Here is a 19,657-nt window from a genome sequence, read left to right on the forward strand (position 1 = left end):
AGAGATCTATTCCCGTTGACTCGACTCCTTTGAAACGAGCACGGAAGTCCTTATTTTCCCTCGAAATTGGTTGGGGCTCATGCCCATCACCTTCTTAAACTCCAGATTGAAGGCAGATTTTGAACTAAATCCGGATCGAACTCGAACCTCGGCTATACTCATTTTAGGGAATTCAATCAATAGTCTTTTTGCAGTCGCGATTCTATATTGATTGATCAACGACGGAAAATTGGTTTTGAACTCTACGTTGATAATCTCCGAAAATTGATGTAAACCGATCCCTAATTCTCGAGCGAGTATTTCCTCTCGTAAAGGACTTCTAAGATAAACCTTATCTTCTTCCAACATTCTATGGATCCGATCCACAAGACCGCCGATTTCCAAAGATCCTAATGTACTTTTTCTGACGGAGTTCCTTTGGGACGAATCGATAAAAAAGTTCCGTTTAGACATGGTATATAAGCAGTATCCGACAATTATAAAATGGAACGGCGTAAATAAAACAAATGAGAAAATTGAAAGAGTGTTATAAGGATAAAAATCGAAATGGTACAGATTTTTGGCAAGATTCAAGATCAAAAATATCGCCCAGCAAGCTAGGTAAACGATAGTTACCGGATTTCGGAACTGAAAAAGCAATTTGTGAGATTTCAAAAAGTAATATGTGCTTAATCCAGTCGCTAACCCCAACACTATGATCCGATACTCGAAAATCGATTTGGAGATCGGTACAAATAAGAAAATTAAACCGAAAGCCGAAGCCAATAGGAATCGTTTCCGTATTGCAAGCACAGGTTCCCACAATCTTTTAACGTAGTGCAGGAACGCAAAAAGAATAAGATACGATACTGTCTGAAATAGGAAGTAGGGAAATTTAAACTCCCTTTCCTGCCAATCGATCAATAAAGAGAGAGGAGTTACATGCAAAACGAAAAAGGAAATCGATAATACGAACGCGAATAAGGATAATATCGGGAACAATATCTGTCGAGTTTTCAACCAATAGCCAAAAGAAAGAAAAAGAAAAAGTAATACTATACTCGAAAGTAGGAAAACCATCTCAGGATACAAATTGTTCAATTGGTGAAAGGAAGTCGTATCCAGTAGTTTTACGGGGAAATTCGCGTATGTCATATCCTCGCTGGAATCCAAAAAGTAATAAAAGGTCCTAGTCTCTCGGGGGTTCAAACGAATCGGGAAATGAGGAAATCCGGCATGAGAAATTTCGGAAAAATCGATCTCTTTCGGATGCGTATAAATATTCTGTTCATACTTTCCTTCCGAATCATAAAAGCAGGATTCCAGCTTCATGATATTCGTTGAGAAGAACACAATCCACTTCTTTGCCTCAATATCTGAATCGTTTTGAATGGAAATCCTAATCCAATTCCCGGCATCCATACGACGAACGCGCAAAGTGTCAGGAACTAAGTTGGTATGCCATTCCAAGTTCTGTAATTGAGTAAGTCCTTGGGGAGAACATCCGATCACCAGGTTTTTTCGGTATCGATACTCGAAACCAGAACTAATATTAAGTACCTCAGATAATCCATGCTGTATCCGAATCGCTTCCGAAAAAAGATCGAGAGGAATGCAACAATATAGGATAGCAGCGATTAAAATAAATGCACGACGCATGCAGTTTCTTTCATTCTCCTAATAGCTTCTATACAATATGCCTAACACTGATATCCACACCGTTACTTAGTCAAATAAAATTGAATTTTTGTTCGTAGTTCTTGTGCAATATCGTTACCTTCATCGTACCTTAGTCTTTCTTCAGGGTAATTTCTCAATCTTTCACTTCGCAAAAGTCCAAGTTTTTAAAATTGGTCCACTTTTTCCATGAATTAGAGACTAAAGTTTGAAACAGCCTTGACTTTGCACCCATCCAATAAAACGAAAGCTTAAGAAGTAATTATGCTTTATAAAAAGTGCATATATCATTTAAGGATCGTTTTCATTTTCGTCCTCTCTTTGGCGATGTTGATTAATTTCTCCTTTGCGAAACAAAACGTTCAAAAGGAAAAATATGCAACCGAGATCGAATTCGAAGATTGGAATGAAACTCGAGATGATATCTTAGAGTCCGAATCTCATCAGCTCCATACTCCATTTTTACTTTCTTTACATAATGTGCAGATACCGAATTCGGAATTACTTTCGTCATCGGTTATCGGAACTTTGTCTTCCTCCGAATACTTCTTCTTGCTTGCCGCGTCCTTAGTAAGCATCCCCCCTCCTCTACTTTAATTTAATCCTTATCCCAATTCGCGGTCAGTCGGAAGACTTTAGTCTTCTTTTATACTGACACGAACCTTATTTTGAAAGTCTTAACGGATGCTTTTAAAAATGCAACTAACGTAATCTGTGATGTGAGGCCCAATGAAAGAAAAGAACAAAACGAGGAATTCCGTTCAGATAGATGAAGAACACAAAGTTCTTCCATATCCGAATACCTATGAAGCCGCAGTAAAACAGGTAAATCAAAGCGGCATTGCGGCTTTCTCCGTTAAAAATCCCTATTTAATGATCGTTGGTTGCACAATCGTTTTGGTCTTAGGTATTTTAGCTCTTTTTAAAATGCCAAGGGACCTTTTACCTCCTTCAATCCAACCTGCAGTCCAGATCTTAGATGTGTATTGGGGAATGCCAACCTCTAGCACCGAGACTATTCTCACTTGGAAATTCGAAAGATATACAGGTCAAGCTCCAGGGCTCATCCATCAGGAATCCAAATCGTATCCGGGAGTGAGCGTCGTGAACAACTTCTTCGATGAAGCTTCCACTACAAGACCTGAGGCGATGGGATCTACCGTCGGTTACATCATGTCGGTTCTTAGAAGACTCCCTCCAGGAGCAATGCCGCCGATCGTTCTACCCTTCGACCCAATGGGATCTACACCAGTATGTTTAGTAGCGGTCAGCGGAGACTTCCCGATAAACGATCTTTATGACCGAGGACAATACGACGTTCGAAGAGCCTTACAAGGAACACCAGGTACGATTGCTCCAACGGTAATGGGAGGCGCGGAGAAGCAAGTCATCATAGAGCTAGATCCGAATAAATTAAAAAGATTTGATATGTCCGCAGCCGAAGCAATGGAGAAGATAGAGAAACTCAACACCTTCATTCCGGCAGGAGACGTAAAGATCGGGGACTTTGATTATCCGATCTATACTAACGGTGTCGCCGACACAGTGAAAGCTTTCGACGACTTTCCTCTAAGAAGCCGAGAAGGAATATCCGTCTTCGTAAAAGATGTAGGACAAGCGAAAGAAGCGAGTATCGTTCAAACTGAAATGGTTACCTTGGACGGTAAAGAGATCGTATACGTTCCAGTACTTCGTCAACAAGGCGCAAACACTCTCGCAGTAGTGGATGCTGCAAAAGAAGCGATGAAGGAACTCGAAAAAGAATTCAAAGGATTAAAACTCCGGGTCGTTGCGGATACAACAGTGTTCATCCGAAAAGCGGTGGAGACTGTTGCGGAAGAAGCGATGTTCGGAGGGGGGCTGGCCGCTTTAATGGTGTTCCTATTCTTAGGTAACCCCAGGGCAACTTTCGCTACATTACTCTCTCTCCCTTTTTCAACATTCTTCGTGTTGATGGGACTCAAGGCCACAGGCTCCACAATCAATATCATGACTCTGGGCGGAATGGCGCTCTCCATCGGATTGTTAGTGGATAACTCCATCGTTGCGATCGAAAACATCATGCGACATCTCGCGGAAGATAAAGATGTCAACCGAGTGAAAGTGGTAGTTCGCGCCGCTCAAGAAGTGACTCCTCCGATCATTGCGGTTACATTGTGTAACATAGTGGTTCTCTTTCCGATACTCCTTACGAAAGGAGTGGTTAACGTTTTATTCGGAGCAATAGCGAAAACTGTTATCTTGGCAATCACCGGGTCTCTTCTTTCCGAGACCGCTATCATTCCATTATTTGCCAGTAAATTTCTAACGGGTCCGCCTCCTAAACTTCCTAGATTCTTTCAGATCATACAGGATTGGATAGCCAAGTTGACGGAGGTATATGGAAGGCTACTTGAAAAAGTTATTTTCAATCTAAAGGGAGTACTCATAGGAATCGCGATACTATTTACGATCGGAGGGATCTGCGTTCCATTTATCGGGACTGAACTATTTCCTAGAGCCGATGCAGGCAGTTTCGTACTACACCTAAGATTCCCCTCAGGTCTTAGGATCGAAGAAACTAGCGATCGTGCAAAACAAGTAGAAGCCAAATTGAAAGAGTGGCTCAAGTCAGACTTGGAAATGGTATTATCCGATTCCGGCCTTTATCAAGGATTTCCTGCGGCATTCTCCCAAAATGGTGGAACCCAAGACGTTACAATGAACGTGGAATTAAAGGAAGATCGCAAAAAGACTTCGCAATATTACGCGAAATTGATCCGCGAGAAGTTACCGAAAGAATTTCCGGACGTTCAGCTAGGGATCGAATTGGGAGGACTCCTTTCCTCTTCCTTAAATGGAGGCGCTCAAGCTCCTATCAATATCCAAGTCAGAGGTGCAAATGCGGCAGAAGCTTACAAAATTGCACAGGGACTACTTCCCGAAATAAAAAAGGTAAAGGGAGCGACCGATGTTCGTATATTAGAAAGTTTTGATACTCCTGCTATTGAAGTGAACATCAATCGAAAAAAGGCGGATGCACAGGGAGTATTGACCACGGAGATCGTTCAGAACATAGTAAGTGCGCTTTCCGGAAGTATTGTATACAAACCGGCGATCTGGGTAGATCCTAAAACAGGTATCGACTATGCCTTAGGAGTTCGCTTTCCTCAGGAAAATTTCAAGACGATGAAGGATTTCCAAGGAATCCCTGTCACGGGAAAATTCCAAGAAAGAGCGATCCCACTTGATCGCCTTTCCGATATCGAAAAGACGGAAGGACCGACCGTTCTTAGCCGAGTAAACATGAAACGAACCGTAAATATTTTAGCGGACGCGCAAGGGAGAGATATAGGCTCCGTATCTTCCGATATCGAAAAGATCATCCGAGAGACCAAGGCTCCTTCAGGTTACAAGATAGTGATCACCGGTGAGATAGAAAAAATGAGGGACTCGCTTACTCAATTAGGCGGAGGATTCTTTCTCTCCGCGTTTTTAGTGTATATGATCCTAGTAGTCCAATTTAGATCCTTCATTCTTCCAGGAATCATGATGATGACGGTTCCCTTAGGAATGGTCGGGATCGTATTAATGTTCGCGTTAAGCGGAACATACTATAGCCTCCAAGCAGGGATCGGAACAATTTTCCTTATCGGGATCGCAGTTTCAAATGGAGTACTTTTAATAGAATTCATACTTCATATGATCCAACACGAAAGAATGGATTTGGATCGTGGGATCATCGAGGGAGCTAAAGCTCGTTTAAGACCGATCATGATGACTTCGCTTGCATCGATGCTTGGATTAACTCCTATGGCAATCGGATTCGGTAAAGGAGCGGAGGCGAATATTCCATTAGGAAGAGCCGTAATCGGAGGACAATTCTTAGCGACATTACTCACGATATTCGTCCTACCTGCAATCTTCAGATATCTGTACTCCAAATTTTATCTGAAGAGCGGAAAGGTTGAGGTTTAGGAGGAAACGATGTTCAGAAAAACAGTTCAAATTATCTTAATATTCTTATTCTCCGGTTCTCCAGGGCTCTTTTCCCAAACGGAGACGGTTATCAGCATCGAAGATTTTATGGCTAAGGCGGAAAAGACCAGTCCAGACGTGGCAGCAAAAATTTTCCAAGCAAAACGAGCTGAAGAAGATGTAGGAGCAGCCAAATCTGCGTATATGCCTACCGCATACTTTTCGGGAATGGTAACCTCCGGACTTCCGGGATCATTCGGAGAACCCGGAGTCATGGTTCCAAGAGGTGTAATGGTCTCTCCTTTTCATGCGGGACCTTCTGCCGGTATTTGGGGGCAATATACTCTCTATGATTGGGGAAGAAGGGAGAATGACGTAAAAGTTGCAGAGACGCAAGCAAAAGAAAGAAAAGAAGAGATCCGCATAGCTAGGGTCGAGGTTTTAGACACTTCGGTCCGAAGTTACTATGCATGTTCTAGAAATAGAAGTCTTTCGGAGCTTTGGTCCGGACTGAACGGTGACTTGGAGATCATTCACAGAGAAGTACTCCGATTCGTACGGAACGGGCAGAAGTCCATCGTGGACAAATATCTGATCGAAGCCCAAGTCGAGCAGATCAAGACCCAAACACACGACTACGAACTTCGTTTAAATAAGGGAAGAGAGGAACTAGGTCTATTGATCCAAGAGGATTGGAACAATTTCTCTTGTCCATCTATCACTTCGATTAATTTGGGTCCACTACCGGAAACGGAAAGTAAATCCTCAAAGGAATCTCAATCGGAAAAGAACACTACTTACGATAATTCGCCGATCGTAAACCGTGCAAAAATGGAACTGCTTGCCGCTGAAGCAAAATTGGACCGTTCCAAGGCCGACTTTATGCCGGAACTTAAGTCCTCTTACTCAGTGGGAACTTTCGAGCAAGCTCGCTTGGTTCCTTACCAGAACTATTCTGCAAACCTTTCCTTAGTAGTTCCCGTCTTCGAAGGAATGAAAACAGTAAGAGAAGTAAAAGCCGCCGAACATGAAGTTTCTTCAAAAAGAAAAGAACTTGAAGCTGCAAGAAAGAAAATAGCCGAGCTGAACATAGGCTTAGGAAAGACCATCGATTCCTCTGCACTGCGTATCCGACACCTAAGAAACGAAGTAAGTCTTGCTAAAACAGCCTACGAAGTCGCGAGGAACCGTTACACAAGTTATCAAGGGAATTTAGTGGATTTTAGGGAAGCGTTCCGAAATCTACTGCGTGCAAACGGAGAACTGATCGACGCGTATACGGAATATCTGATCTACACGAAAGTGAAAGATCTGGTCAACGGAAATATATAAGGAATTCTTTATGAAACAAACTCGACTCGTATATTTTCTTACGTTCGGTACATTCATACTTACGGTCGGATCATTTTGTATGAAAGGAGATCCGACGTATACCGACCAAAAACATGCTAAAAAATTATTATTCGAAACCGGAATGCTCAAATGCCTTTCTTCAGGAGGGACTGCTGGGGATATAGGTAATGTGCAAGCCTTGGTCACCGAGATAATATCTCAGAATCCAACTATTGCGCCTTCGGACGAATCCAGCCAATATTTTAAATCGGACGCAGTCCATAATTGTGAATTGGCAATCTTAAATGCGGATATAGTCGCCTGCGATTTCAGTGATTTTATCGCGGCGGATTATTTTTCCGGCCATAAGATATGCCATCTCACACCAAGTAGAAAATTCAGATTGGATAATCAGAATCACTGAAACTGGAGCGCAGAAAGAACAATTTGAAAGAATCTCTTTAGGACTTTCCTGCTAATTTTTTCTTAGCAAGTTCCTGCATCTTTAGGAATTCCTCTAACTTCATATTTGTTCTTTCTCCAACCGGAGAATTGTTTACTTCGCTATGATTATGAACGTAAGGGATCCCGATCTTTAATAGATCATCCTTATCTATTACGATCGTTTTTGCTCCTTTTGTAACCGTGAGATAGTCCGACGTGGGGATCATCTTAGAATGGTCTGCACTATTTTCCAGTTCCACCTTACCTTGGCAATGACAGATAAAAGTCATGTCATCCACGATGGAAGTATAGAACTTAGTTCCCCTTACACCTGCGGTGGTTGTCGGAGTTCCTAAACTTAAGCCCTCGCCTTTTACAAGTTTATTGGAGAGGATCCAAGATCTTCCCTTTTCTTGAAAAAATTTTTTATCGGAATTAATATCGTCGAAACGGAATCTGGAACCGGATTGGATTTCCAACAACGAAGAATTCTCTCCGAACGCGATCATCGCAGTCGCGCCCTCGTCCGTTACTAAGATGTCTCCTTTTTGGATCTCTTTGCTAACTTCCGCCTTTGATTTTTCCGGACCTCTTTCTAAGGTCACGTTCCCAACAACGAATGTGATTACCCCTTTACCTGCATCCGCTTCCTTTTTGCCGCAGGAAAACAGAATGCATATTAAACCCAAAAGAAATAGAACTGATACCTTTTTCATAGCGATCGATCTTGGAGACATTATGGAAGTAAGTAAATCGATTTTTAAGAGATCGATCTACTTATTATTATTCTAAACGAGGAATATTCGCGAGCTGATTCACATCCTCGCCAGGAACTAAAATAAATTCTCCAGTGGAACCTTTTAGTCTGCTTTCGAGAAACGGTTTGTATTCTTCCGAATTATAAAATTTTTGCACTGCTTCTTTGGAAGGCCATTCTATGATCAAAAATAATTGAGGGAGCTGCCTGTCCCCTTCCATCTTCTCCATATTCGTTGTCCTGGAGAGATACCTTCCTCCGAATTTTTCCACCATTTTAGTTACATTACGAACATATGCGGGGATCCAACGACTGCTGGCTATATTTAATTCTGCTACTGAGTAATACTTCATGACCTTCTCCATTCTAAGATTTTGAGATATAGGCAAGTCTTTTCGGCATTAATTTGAAGAGTAAACTACTACTTTTTGAGGATGATATTATAAGATCAGTCGAATCGTACTCGGTTTTGGTGCAAAATTCTTCCTGAAACAGCGGGATTATAATCGGTCTTTAGAAGGATCGATAGAATATTCCGGCCGAGGAAAAAATGCAAAAAGAACATTTCGATGTGATCACCGTGGGCGCAGGTTTATCAGGGATCAGTGCCGGCTATCATCTGCAAAAACTTTGCCCAGGCAAAAAATACACCATCTTAGAAAGTAGATCGGATATAGGCGGGACTTGGAGCTTATTTCGTTACCCTGGAATTCGCTCCGATTCAGATATGTTTACCTTAGGTTATTCTTTCCGACCTTGGAAGGAAGCAAAGGCAATCGCCGACGGACCTTCTATCCTAAATTATGTAAGAGAAACTGCATCCGAATTCGGAATAGATCGCAATATACGTTTTGAACATAGAGTAACGTCAACCTCTTGGTCCAGTAAGGAAAATTGTTGGACGATTAATGTAGAAGTCGGACCCAAAAGAGAAAAAAGAACTTACACTGCGGATTTTCTTTATATCTGCAGCGGTTACTACAACTATGATAAAGGGTTCACTCCGAATTTTCCGGGGGCAAAAAACTTTAAGGGTCAGATCATCCACCCACAACATTGGCCGGAAAATTTAGACTATAAAGGCAAAAAAGTCGTGGTTATCGGGAGCGGCGCAACTGCGGTCACATTGGTCCCGTCTATGGCGGACGATGCGTCTCATGTAACGATGCTGCAAAGGTCACCGACCTATATTACTAGCCTTCCTTCTAAGGATATAGTTGCGGACTTTTTACGATTCGTTCTACCGGCGAAAATTGCTCATCATATCACTAGGATCAAAAACATTCTGATCCAGATTTGGTTTTACCAAATATGCAAAAGATTTCCCAACTTTGCGAAGTGGTTAATCAGAGCAAGATTGAAAGCTTCTCTCCCTAAAGGTTACGATATAGATACTCATTTCAAACCGAACTACCAACCTTGGGACCAAAGGGTCTGCTTGGTCCCTGACTCTGATCTTTTCAAGGCGATCTCCAAAGGTAAAGCGTCCATCGTTACAGATCATATTGAGACTTTCACACCGAAAGGAATTACATTAAGATCAGGAAAGGAATTGGAAGCGGACATTATCGTTACCGCGACAGGTTTGGAATTGCTCGCAATCGGCGGGATCCAATTGAAGGTAGATGGGAAAGAAATAGATATTTCCAAACAATTTACGTTCAAGGGTTTAATGCTGAGCGGAGTTCCAAATTTTGCATTTTGTGTGGGTTATACTAATGCATCCTGGACCTTGAGAGCGGATCTAACTTCTACCTATGTTGCAAGACTACTGAATCACATGCAAGCGAACGGTTATAAACAATGTGTACCAGTTTGTGATCCTTCTAAGATGGAGAAGGAGCCGATACTCGATCTAAATTCAGGATACATCCAAAGGGCAATCGATCAATTCCCGCAAAGAGGAGCCAATCGTCCCTGGAGATTCCATCAGAATTATCTAATGGATCTACTCGATATCAATTTTGCGAATGTGAACGACTCCAATTTGTCGTTCGGATGAAAAAAGTTAAAATAGGAAGAAGAAAAATCAAATGAAAAGTTTTAAAAACAAAGTAGCCGCTATTACTGGAGCAGGATCCGGAATGGGAAGAGAGCTTGCAATCCAACTAGCAGAACAAGAATGTAACCTCGCACTTTCAGACGTAAACGAAGCAGGTCTCGCGGAATCGGTCCAACTTGTAAAAAAGAAAAACCCAAATATTTTCGTCACCAGCCAAAAACTGGATGTATCGAATAGATCCGCTGTTTTTGAATGGGCCTCTAAAGTGGCCAAAGAGCATAATAAGGTAAATTTGATATTCAATAACGCCGGCATCGCCTTCGGCTCCACGATAGAAGGATTCGAGTCCGACGATTTTCAGAGAGTTATGAATATAAACTTTGGAGGAGTGGTAAACGGAACCCAGGCATTTCTACCTTATCTAAAAGAAAGTGGAGACGGCCATATCATAAATACTTCTAGCGTATTCGGTATCATCGCCGTTCCGGGAACTTCCGCCTACAATGCTTCCAAATTTGCAGTTAGAGGGTTTACCGAGACCTTAAGACAAGAATTGGATCTTACTAACGCAAAAGTTTCCGCGACAAGCGTTCATCCCGGAGGGATCAAAACCGCTATCGCAAAAAGTTCCAAAACGAACGATAGTGTGAGAGCTTTAGGTTTGGATCCTAATACTGCAGGAGAAAAAATGTCCGCTCAATTTATTACTACTCCGGAACGAGCAGCGAAAGTGATCTTAAAAGCGGTAAAGAAAAATTCCAGAAGAGTCTTGATCGGACCGGACGCGGTCTTTGTAGATCTTATGCAAAGATTACTTCCAACTTCTTATCAAGTGATAATCGGAAAACTTCTGCTAAAACAAATGAGATAAATTAGATCTATGGAAGCCGATAAGCGGCTTCCATAATTAAAATCCATTTATTTGGATCAAACCTCACTGCATAACCTGTTTTATGATATCCAGGAATTGTGCGGGACGAAACGGCTTAATGATCCACCCATTTGCTCCTGCTTCGGCTCCCTTCTGTTTAATATTTTCTTCCGACTCTGTAGTCAAGGTTAGAATAGGTACGTCCGTATTTCTTTTTCTGACTTCCCGGATAAAAGTAAGTCCGTCCATCACAGGCATATTTATATCCGTTATGACTAGATCGTAATCGGAGTCGGTGAATTTGTCTATGCCCTCCTTTCCGTCGGATGCAAGAGTGACGTCATATCCGCCTATTCCCAACGTTTGTTGAACCAGACTTCTCATAGTCGCCGAGTCGTCTACTGCCAGTATTCTTAAGTTCCCCATATATTAAGCTCCTTTAATAAATAACGTAAAGTTGGAAGGATTCAATTCATAAAAGCGGCAGAGGCCGAATTCACGAATGATAAAATTTTTCGAATATTCCGATATAGACTCGGCGGATCCCAGAATAAGAAAACTGTCTTGATTCAGGGCTTTTTCTATTTTATTGAATAGACTTCTTCTTTCCTGTTGGTCGAAATAATAGGACACATTCCTACATAGTATCAAATCACAGTTAGACGGATAAGGATCATAGATCAAATTATGCTGTTTAAATTCTATAACGGATCTTACCTCCTCATTTACTACGTATAATCCTTTGGAGACAGGATCGAAATATTTCGCAAGATGAGCCTCGGACAATCCTCTTCCGATCTCAAAAGCCGAATAAATTCCACTCTTGGCTTTTTCAATCGTATCTTTTGCTATATCCGTTGCAGTTATGCTAATATTCTTGAATAGTTGAGGATACTTTTCGTGAATAGAGATCGCCACGGAATAAGGTTCTTGCCCGGTAGAACAGGCAGCCGACCATATCTTGATCTTAGCGTCTTTTTGCTGTTTTCTTTCCAATATCTCGGGTATAATTCTTTCAAGGATCGCCCCAAAAATACTTTCGTCCCGAAAAAATCTAGTCTCATGAGTAGTTACTCTCTCTATAACTTTCTCATTGAATTCGAGGTCGTAACCTTCTTTAAATTTTTTCGATAGCTGACCGAAATCGGATAAATTATAATCCGATAATATATCCGAAAGACGACTTTCCAAAAGATAGATTTTTTCCTCTGTTAAGGATATACCTGTCGCTTGTTTTATCACTTCCATCAATTCGAAGGTTGTATCTTGCATTATAATTAGTTCCTTTGTAATAAGCTGGAAATCTTATCTGCGATGCTGTCCACATCCAATACTTCGTCGACAAGCCCTTCTTGAACCGGGCGATTGGGCATTCCGAAAACGGTGCATGATTCTCGGTTCTGAGCGATCAAGTAAGCTCCGTTCTTCTTTAGCTCTTTCATGCCTAAGTAACCGTCCTCTCCCATTCCAGTCATAATGATCGCAGTGGTTTCTTTCGGAAAATTTTCCGCTAAAGATCTGAAAAGGATATTTACGGAAGGTTTACATAATTCTTCTTCCGGTCCGTTAAACACTCTTGCCGCAGGGCCTGAAGCGCTATTGACGATCTCGAGTTGTTTTCCTCCGGGAGCTATATAAGCTACTCCTTTCCGCAATACTTCGCCGTCTTCCGCTTCTTTGATCAGCATATTTGCAGCTTGCGAAAGACTTTCTGCGAGATAATTGGTAAACAAAGGAGGCATATGTTGAGCGACTACGATACTACCGTTAAGATCCGGCGGTAATTTTAGGAAAAGTTGGCGCAAAGCGATCGGCCCACCGGTGGAAATTCCTATTGCGCATATCGCACAATCTTTCTCCCTTCTGGTTTGGACCGTTTTAACTGGAATATTTTTCTTTTCAACCGGACTCTGAACGATAGGTTTGATCGGGCTAAGAGCTTTGATCTTGGAAGTCAATAACTCCAAAGTTTCACTTAACGCTCCCTCTTGCCCTCCGTTCGGTTTAGGTACGAAATCGATCGCCCCCATATCCAAGGCTTTCAAAGTGATCTTAGCCCCCTCCTGTGTCAGGGAACTAAGCATAATCACTCGTGTTTCCGGAAATTTCGATTTGATTTCCTCTAACGTTTGGATCCCGTTCATCTGAGGCATTTCTACATCCAAAATCACGAAATCCGGTTTTAGTTGTGCGATCTTAGGAAGGGCAAATTTGCCGTCAATTGCCGCTCCCAAAAATTCGATCTCACCGTCCTGAGAAAAAGTGTTCCGAAGAAGGTTCCGATAGACCAAAGAATCGTCCACGACGAAGACCGATGTTTTGCGGGACACTTTGTTTTTTTCCACAGGTAATTCCAAGGCGCTCACCTTTCACTTAGCCGTATTCGAGATTTTGAATTGATTCACCAACATTGTCAGACCTGCGGCAAGATCCTGTAAAGATTGAGATAGTTTAGAAACGCTGCTCGAATCCTTAGCACCGTCTAAAGATGCGGTTGAGATCCCGTTGATGTTTTTGGTTACATCGTTAGAAGTAAGCGACGTTTGACTTACGTTAGCCGCTATCTCTTTCGTAGTAATTGACTGCTCTTCCACCGCAGATGCGATGCTTCCGCTAATCTCGTTCACTTCGGCGATCACGCTTGTAATTTTGCCGATGGATTCGATCACTTTTTCCGTACTTTTCTGTATTGCAGAGATTTTACTTTTGATCTCTTCGGAAGATTCCGCGGATTGACGAGCAAGCTCTTTGACTTCGGATGCGACTACAGCAAAACCTTTCCCGGCATCCCCTGCTCCTGCTGCTTCGATTGCGGCATTCAACGCGAGAAGTTTGGTTTGAGCGGCAATGTTAGAGATACTTTCAATTACGTTCCCGATCTCGTTCGCATTCTCACCTAGTTCTTTTACAACCCTACTGGTTTCGATTGCGGTAGAATTCGCTTCTCTCGCTATCTTTGCCGAGTCGGCTGCCTTTTTCGCGACTTCTCCTACGGAAACGGACATTTCTTCAATGGAACTCGAGACAACATTCAAATTCTGATTCATCTGAGTCGCAGCAGCTGCGATGGTTTGAGATTGTTGAGACATCTCTTCGATCCCCGAGGATAAGTTCAGACTTGCTCCCGATAAGTCTTGAGCGGATGAAAAGAGTATATCTCCGTTCTCCTTTAAACGAGAGATTAAAGCTGCCGTATTGATCAGCATGTTCAAGATCGCTTTTCCCAATTCACCCAACTCGTCGTTGCGATTATGAGCGATATTAACCGAAAGATCACCGGTCGCTATTTTGTTTGCGATATCTGTCGCCTCTTTTAAAGGTTTAAGAATATAGAAGGTAAGATAACCTCCTAATAAGATCTGAAGTGCCGCAAAAAAACCTGCTATCCCGATAGTAACTTCGGAAGCTAAACCGATAAATTCGGAAACCGCCAAGCTTCCAAGACCTAATACGCTCAGAAAGATAAACAGGAATAACTTTGTCCGAATGGACATTTTTCTCTTCTGAGTAGGCTCTAATTTGCGTTTTCCCGCGAGTATATCGGTATATAATTTGGAAGCCGCTTCAACTTGTTGGCGTGTCGGAGTTCTTCTGACCGACATAAAGCCTACAATATTCCCGTTTTCTACCTTCGGAGCTACGTTTGCATCAACCCAATAATGATCTCCGTTCTTGGATCGATTCTTGACGATTCCTCTCCATGGTTTACCGCTCTGGATCGTATCCCAAAAATCCTTAAATACGCTTCTAGGAATATCCGGGTGCCGAACGACGTTATGAGGCTTACCGACTAACTCATCGTTGGTCAGACCTGCTATTTCCAAAAATTCCTTATTTGCATAAATGACTCTTCCTTTCAGATCAGTCATCGAAACAAGGGTAGTCCCATCCTTTACAAAACGTTCAACGTCTGTTAACGTTGTGGACATTTGTTTTCTTTCACTTTCCTTCTCTTTGCCTTGAGAAACAAAACCTAACATATAACACTCCTCACTCGTCTTCCAGACGTAGTAATTCTTCCCTATTCAAAATTATCATGGTCTTATCTTTTAAAATGGTTACATTTCGTATGAATCTCGCTTCTTTCTCGTTCAAATGAGAAGGACAACTTTCAAGATCCTTATTCGCCACCTCTACGATATCCGAAACCGAATCCGAAAGAATAGCGAAGGTTTCCTTTTTTCCCTTCAAACGAATCAGAGAATGTTTCCCTTCTCCGCTAATATCGTCCTTTCCGAAAAGAGATCTTAAATTCAGTATAGTAACGAGATCCCCTCGCAAGTTCACGATTCCCTCTATATACTCAGGAGAATGAGGAACTTTTAATATTCTTTTATTATGATCCACTTCCTTACATGCTTCTAACGGAAGCCCGTAGATTTCAGCCCCAAGGAAAAACGATAAATATTGCTTTTTATCTTCCTGCTCCACCACATATTACTCCGAAATAATTTCCTGACGGACCGGATCTTTTCCGATCTTTTTCAAAACGACAATGGGATCGATTACGATGACCGTTTGTCCTAATACTATCCCGTTACCAATAACTCCTGAAGATTGATCTTCGTTCTTGTTAAAAGAGCCGATTTCCCCCACAACATTATGGATTTCTTGTACAAGGATTCCTTTTTTACCTAAAGAGGTTTGAATAAGTATCATAGTCCTCTCGATATTCTTTTCCTCGTTTTTCAGATTAAAATAACGGTCCAACCTGCAAAGTTCTATGACTTCGTCACGGTACTGGATCACCTCGCTATCCATAACTCGTTCGAAACATTTCGGATCAACTTGTTCGATCCGAATAACGGATCTTGAATCCAATCCAAACATCTGCCTATTCACGGAGAAGAGAAGATAATGTTCCTTATCGTTGATATCGTGAATAGTTTTAGAGCGAAGTTCCTCTTTTACATTAGTATGCAATTTTAAGAATTTACTGATCCCGGAAATATCCAGTATCAACGCAACATTTCCGTCGCCCAAGATAGCAGCGCCCGTATAAAGATTGATCTTTGCTAAATCCTTCGAAAGCGGTTTAACTACGATCTCCTCAGGATTTTCTATCTCCTCGATCAACATTCCGAATTTATGTTTTTCCGTGTGAACGACCACGATATATTTGTCGCTCCCATCTTCCGCATGATCGGAAGAGAGTCCGAGTATTTCTCCCGTTTTGATCAAAGGAAGAAGATGACCCCTAAGTTGATATACCATCTTCTTTTCCAAATATGATACGGATCTTTTATCGAGTAGAATAAGCTCCGAGATATTTTGCTGAGGTATCGCGAAAAGCATTCCGGAAGTCTTAACCATTTGGCAGTTAATGATAGAAAGTGTCTGAGGCAATGAAGCGATAACGGAAGTCCCTATACCTTGTCGAGACGAAACCGAGACAGTCCCTCCGGCTTTCTGGAAATTCATCTTTACTACATCCATTCCAACGCCGCGGCCCGAGGTGGAAGAGACCGCATGGGCAGTGCTGAACCCCGGAGAAAAAATGAATTCGGATAATTCTTCAGGAGATTTTCTTTGCGCTTCCTCTTGCGTTATAAGTCCTCTTTCGATCGCCTTACTCTTAATGCTCTCTATGTTCAATCCCCTGCCATCGTCTTCTACTTTGAGGATGACGTTTCCTCCCCTTAAGGAGGCGGATAAATGTATTTTTCCTTTGGCAGGCTTTCCGGCTGATACTCGCTCTTCTGGTGATTCTATTCCATGATCGACTGAGTTTCGGATCATATGCGTGATCGGGTCCGTGATCGAGTCTATTATATTTTTATCGAGCTCGACTTCTCCTCCTTCGAGCAACAACTCAACCTCTTTGCCAGTAGTTCTCTCAAGATCGTGGATCAATCTTGGAATCCTTTTATACAGAGATTCCAATTTTTGAAGCCTAGTTCGCATAACGCTTTCTTGCGAGGATGTGATCAACTGGCTCAAATTTCGAACTATAGATAACAAAGAAGGATCGTCGTAATTTTCTATCTTTTGGAGAAGCTGGTTTCTTACTATTATCGTTTCACCTGCAAGATTGATCATATGATCCAAAAGTTGCAAAGGGATCTTAAGATAATGTTCCGCTGAAACTTCTTTTGATTTAGCCTGGACTTCAGGCTCAGCTAAAGGTTTTATCGATCGTTCCTGTATAGGCGGAGATACGATCGAGCCTGCCTTCAGTTCAGGTTTGAAAATTGTCGAAGCCGACAGTAAGGAAACGGGAGAAAGTTTCAAAAAACTTTCTTTATCTGCAGAATACATTACAACAGCATAATGTATCTTATTCCCCGATCCGTTAGATAAATTTCCATTCTTGCCGCCGAAATCCCCATGGCTCAAAACCATTCCTATGCCGGAAAACTTTTCCATCAGATCGGAACAATTTCTATCTTCCGAGTCCTTTTGCTGAAATTTGATAAGAAAAAGAGATGAACCTTCTTGTTCCGCCTTTGCGATATAACTTTTGGGGATCAACACCTTCCCATCTTTGAACAAAATTCCGTCACCGTCCTTAGCCGGAGAAGGAACGACCGGTTTATTCTTTTTCGGAGGAGTAAATAATCCAAACCTGGGTTTTTCATCTTCTACAGATTTTTCATCCTGCGCCTGCAAGCTTTCATTGATCCGCGACAACAGTTCGGAAACTTGAGAATCCGAAACACTGTCTTTGCGCTCGTTCATTTCTTTAAGAGCGTCTATACAATCCAAAAAGAGACCGATTTCCTTATCTGCCGGCTTAGTTTCCTTCTTACGAAATTGATTTAAAAGACTTTCGAATGAATGAGCCAATCCGGTAATCAATGGAAAATCGAAAATGGCAGAGTTACCCTTTATGGTATGGATCACTCTGAAAAGGGTATTGATCTGTTCCGGTTGATAATCCTTCTCTAATTCTAGAATCGACTCTTCCGCCATATCCAACAACTCTCGAGCCTCTACTAGATAATCTTTTAACAGGTTTTCGTAATCGACTTCCATATATTCAGCGTCCTATGCAGATATTACCGGAAAGAAGGCTTCGGCCATTACGCAAGGCTCAACCACCGCAGAAGTATGATCAGAAACATTATGTATATTGAATATTCCACGATGTTTATTCACTATCATATCCACAGCCGTCAGACCAAGGCCCATTCCAAATTTCTCTAACTCCGAAAACTCTTCGACAGGCGGAAGCAGGCGAAAAAAAGGACGAGTCACTAACACTTCCTTATTTTCCGCATCAACAAGATCCTGAGCGGAAGTGACTACGTTCTTGACTGCAATGCAGAAATATCCATCTATCTTGCCGAAATAAACGTCTATGAAAGTCGACTTCTTGGAATATTTCATTGCGTTCAAGATAAGTTCATCGAATACGATATTTGCCCAATCCAGTTGTATCTTGAGCGACTCTTTCGATTTACTGGACGAAAAGCGAATCTTTAGGTCCTTTTTGTCCAAAAAGGGGACGAATGTCTCAGATCTTTTGGTTAAAGTATGTACCAAATCGCTGATGGAAATTGTTTCCAGCTTCGCCTGTTCTCCTGCCAAGGAGAGAACCGTGGACAAACTGCCCAGTTGCTTCCGTAAAACATCCTGACTTGCATAAAGAAGATTCAATATTTCATTACTTACTAATGCGCCGTTCTCAGTAGTCTGATGCCCCATTTTCAACAAATCAAGGAGGGAGAGAATAGCTCCGATCCCCGAACCTTGAGAAAAGGAAGTGTTCAAAGACTTTATTGTAGAAAGAGATAAAGAGTTTTCATCGGATTTTCGGATGGATTCTTTATACGTTAACCAATCCAACTGTTCTTTCAACACGTCACGATTCGATCTTTCCACATCTGCTTGAAAATCTCGCAGACCACTGTATTGAAAAGCTAATGTGACGGTTCTATCAAAGGCCTCCTTTGTGACCGGTTTGACAAGATAATCGAAAACACCTAGCTTCATTACTTCGATTATTTTGTCAGGTTCATCCAAAGAAGATTGTACAATAATAATAGCATTCGGATCCTTCTCCTTTAAATCTCTTATAAAGGAAGCTCCGTCTAGTTCAGGCATCACCAAATCGACAATATAAAGCGAATAAGGTTTCGAAGCAGAGAGGAACTTTCTCATTCCTTCCTTGCCGTTAGTGGCAATATCGAACTCCCAATTCATCTTTCTGCAAAAATGATCGTAGACTAATGCGATCTCCGGCGAATCCTCTAGTATCAGAATTTTTCCCGTTCCGAATTCTCCGGAAAGCACCTGCATATCTACAACTTGATCTAACTCCCGACTCATCTATTTTCCCCCGTTCGCGTTACGCTCCCCTTGTTAAAGATCGAGGATCGCTATCGAACAAATTTTAGAGACTGGAGATAGATCGAAATTATTACGCGTAACTATAACTTTTGAATAAGATAAATACAATGAACGTATGTTTACTTATTTGCATATACCAGCACTATCACTTAAGGAACAAACGTTATGCACATTATCCCTAAAGAAATAGCAATATATTGACAAATGTCACCTTGCCCTCAGCCAAGAAGCAAAATGTAGCTGCGACATTTTTAAAAGATAAATCTAAATAGATCTCCGTGATTCACGGATCGCAGTGGGGACATTCCGCATTTTTCGTCATAAGATCGTAGAGAGTAACGAGGTC

Annotated in this window: 16 protein-coding genes; 6 read left to right on the forward strand and 10 right to left on the reverse strand. The window is 41.8% G+C overall.

Annotated elements, in window-relative coordinates; translation table 11 throughout:
• Positions 1-6: 6 nt before the first annotated feature.
• On the reverse strand, positions 7-1,491 hold the full coding sequence (locus LEP1GSC185_RS18705) for a helix-turn-helix domain-containing protein (RefSeq protein ID WP_008593408.1): 1,485 nt from the start codon (positions 1,489-1,491) through the stop codon (positions 7-9).
• A 429-nt stretch (positions 1,492-1,920) separates the two neighbouring features.
• Here LEP1GSC185_RS18705 and LEP1GSC185_RS18710 point away from each other — a divergent pair, with 429 nt between their 5' ends.
• The 4 genes from LEP1GSC185_RS18710 (at position 1,921) to LEP1GSC185_RS18725 (ending at position 7,369) form a co-directional block, all read left to right on the forward strand.
• Entirely contained in the window at positions 1,921-2,253 is a 333-nt protein-coding gene (locus tag LEP1GSC185_RS18710; protein WP_008593106.1) for a hypothetical protein, read from the forward strand.
• Between the two features lie 132 nt (positions 2,254-2,385).
• Positions 2,386-5,613 (forward strand): efflux RND transporter permease subunit, encoded by a 3,228-nt coding sequence (locus tag LEP1GSC185_RS18715; RefSeq protein WP_008593434.1) that lies wholly within the window; start codon positions 2,386-2,388, stop codon positions 5,611-5,613.
• Positions 5,614-5,622: 9 nt separating this feature from the next.
• Entirely contained in the window at positions 5,623-6,945 is a 1,323-nt protein-coding gene (locus LEP1GSC185_RS18720) for a TolC family protein (protein ID WP_008593256.1), read from the forward strand.
• Between the two features lie 10 nt (positions 6,946-6,955).
• Positions 6,956-7,369: a hypothetical protein gene (locus tag LEP1GSC185_RS18725; protein WP_010515945.1), complete on the forward strand. Its 414-nt coding sequence runs from the start codon at positions 6,956-6,958 to the stop codon at positions 7,367-7,369.
• A 37-nt stretch (positions 7,370-7,406) separates the two neighbouring features.
• On the opposite strand, the gene LEP1GSC185_RS18730 is transcribed toward LEP1GSC185_RS18725, so the two are convergent.
• Both LEP1GSC185_RS18730 and LEP1GSC185_RS18735 read right to left on the reverse strand, forming a co-directional pair.
• Positions 7,407-8,105 carry a FecR family protein gene (locus LEP1GSC185_RS18730; RefSeq protein ID WP_008597374.1) on the reverse strand — a complete coding sequence of 233 codons (699 nt, stop codon included), beginning with the start codon at positions 8,103-8,105 and terminating at the stop codon, positions 7,407-7,409.
• A 67-nt stretch (positions 8,106-8,172) separates the two neighbouring features.
• Positions 8,173-8,499 carry a DUF1330 domain-containing protein gene (locus LEP1GSC185_RS18735; RefSeq protein ID WP_008593324.1) on the reverse strand — a complete coding sequence of 109 codons (327 nt, stop codon included), beginning with the start codon at positions 8,497-8,499 and terminating at the stop codon, positions 8,173-8,175.
• A gap of 197 nt (positions 8,500-8,696) precedes the next feature.
• On the opposite strand from LEP1GSC185_RS18735, the gene LEP1GSC185_RS18740 reads away from it, so the two are divergent.
• Both LEP1GSC185_RS18740 and LEP1GSC185_RS18745 read left to right on the forward strand, forming a co-directional pair.
• A complete protein-coding gene (locus LEP1GSC185_RS18740) occupies positions 8,697-10,148 on the forward strand; it encodes a flavin-containing monooxygenase (protein ID WP_008593393.1) in 1,452 nt (483 codons plus the stop codon).
• Positions 10,149-10,179: 31 nt separating this feature from the next.
• Positions 10,180-11,019: an SDR family NAD(P)-dependent oxidoreductase gene (locus LEP1GSC185_RS18745; RefSeq protein ID WP_008593321.1), complete on the forward strand. Its 840-nt coding sequence runs from the start codon at positions 10,180-10,182 to the stop codon at positions 11,017-11,019.
• Positions 11,020-11,082: 63 nt separating this feature from the next.
• Here LEP1GSC185_RS18745 and LEP1GSC185_RS18750 read toward each other — a convergent pair whose 3' ends face one another.
• From LEP1GSC185_RS18750 to LEP1GSC185_RS18780, 7 genes are read right to left on the reverse strand one after another with little or no spacing between them, the layout of a single operon-like run.
• Positions 11,083-11,445 carry a response regulator gene (locus tag LEP1GSC185_RS18750; protein ID WP_008593373.1) on the reverse strand — a complete coding sequence of 121 codons (363 nt, stop codon included), beginning with the start codon at positions 11,443-11,445 and terminating at the stop codon, positions 11,083-11,085.
• 3 nt (positions 11,446-11,448) lie between these two features.
• Positions 11,449-12,291, reverse strand: coding sequence for a CheR family methyltransferase (locus tag LEP1GSC185_RS18755; protein WP_008593237.1), 843 nt, complete (start codon positions 12,289-12,291; stop codon positions 11,449-11,451).
• Between the two features lie 5 nt (positions 12,292-12,296).
• Positions 12,297-13,385, reverse strand: coding sequence for a protein-glutamate methylesterase/protein-glutamine glutaminase (locus LEP1GSC185_RS18760; RefSeq protein WP_008593410.1), 1,089 nt, complete (start codon positions 13,383-13,385; stop codon positions 12,297-12,299).
• A 3-nt stretch (positions 13,386-13,388) separates the two neighbouring features.
• Entirely contained in the window at positions 13,389-14,999 is a 1,611-nt protein-coding gene (locus LEP1GSC185_RS18765) for a methyl-accepting chemotaxis protein (RefSeq protein WP_008593132.1), read from the reverse strand.
• A gap of 10 nt (positions 15,000-15,009) precedes the next feature.
• Positions 15,010-15,453, reverse strand: a complete 444-nt coding sequence (locus tag LEP1GSC185_RS18770; RefSeq protein WP_008593305.1) for a chemotaxis protein CheW — start codon at positions 15,451-15,453, stop codon at positions 15,010-15,012.
• A gap of 3 nt (positions 15,454-15,456) precedes the next feature.
• On the reverse strand, positions 15,457-17,994 hold the full coding sequence (locus LEP1GSC185_RS18775) for a chemotaxis protein CheW (RefSeq protein WP_008593363.1): 2,538 nt from the start codon (positions 17,992-17,994) through the stop codon (positions 15,457-15,459).
• Between the two features lie 12 nt (positions 17,995-18,006).
• Entirely contained in the window at positions 18,007-19,290 is a 1,284-nt protein-coding gene (locus LEP1GSC185_RS18780) for a response regulator (RefSeq protein WP_008593391.1), read from the reverse strand.
• Positions 19,291-19,657 lie beyond the last annotated feature (367 nt).

Source organism: Leptospira licerasiae serovar Varillal str. VAR 010 (assembly GCF_000244755.1).
GTDB classification, from domain to species: Bacteria; Spirochaetota; Leptospiria; order Leptospirales; family Leptospiraceae; genus Leptospira_B; species Leptospira_B licerasiae.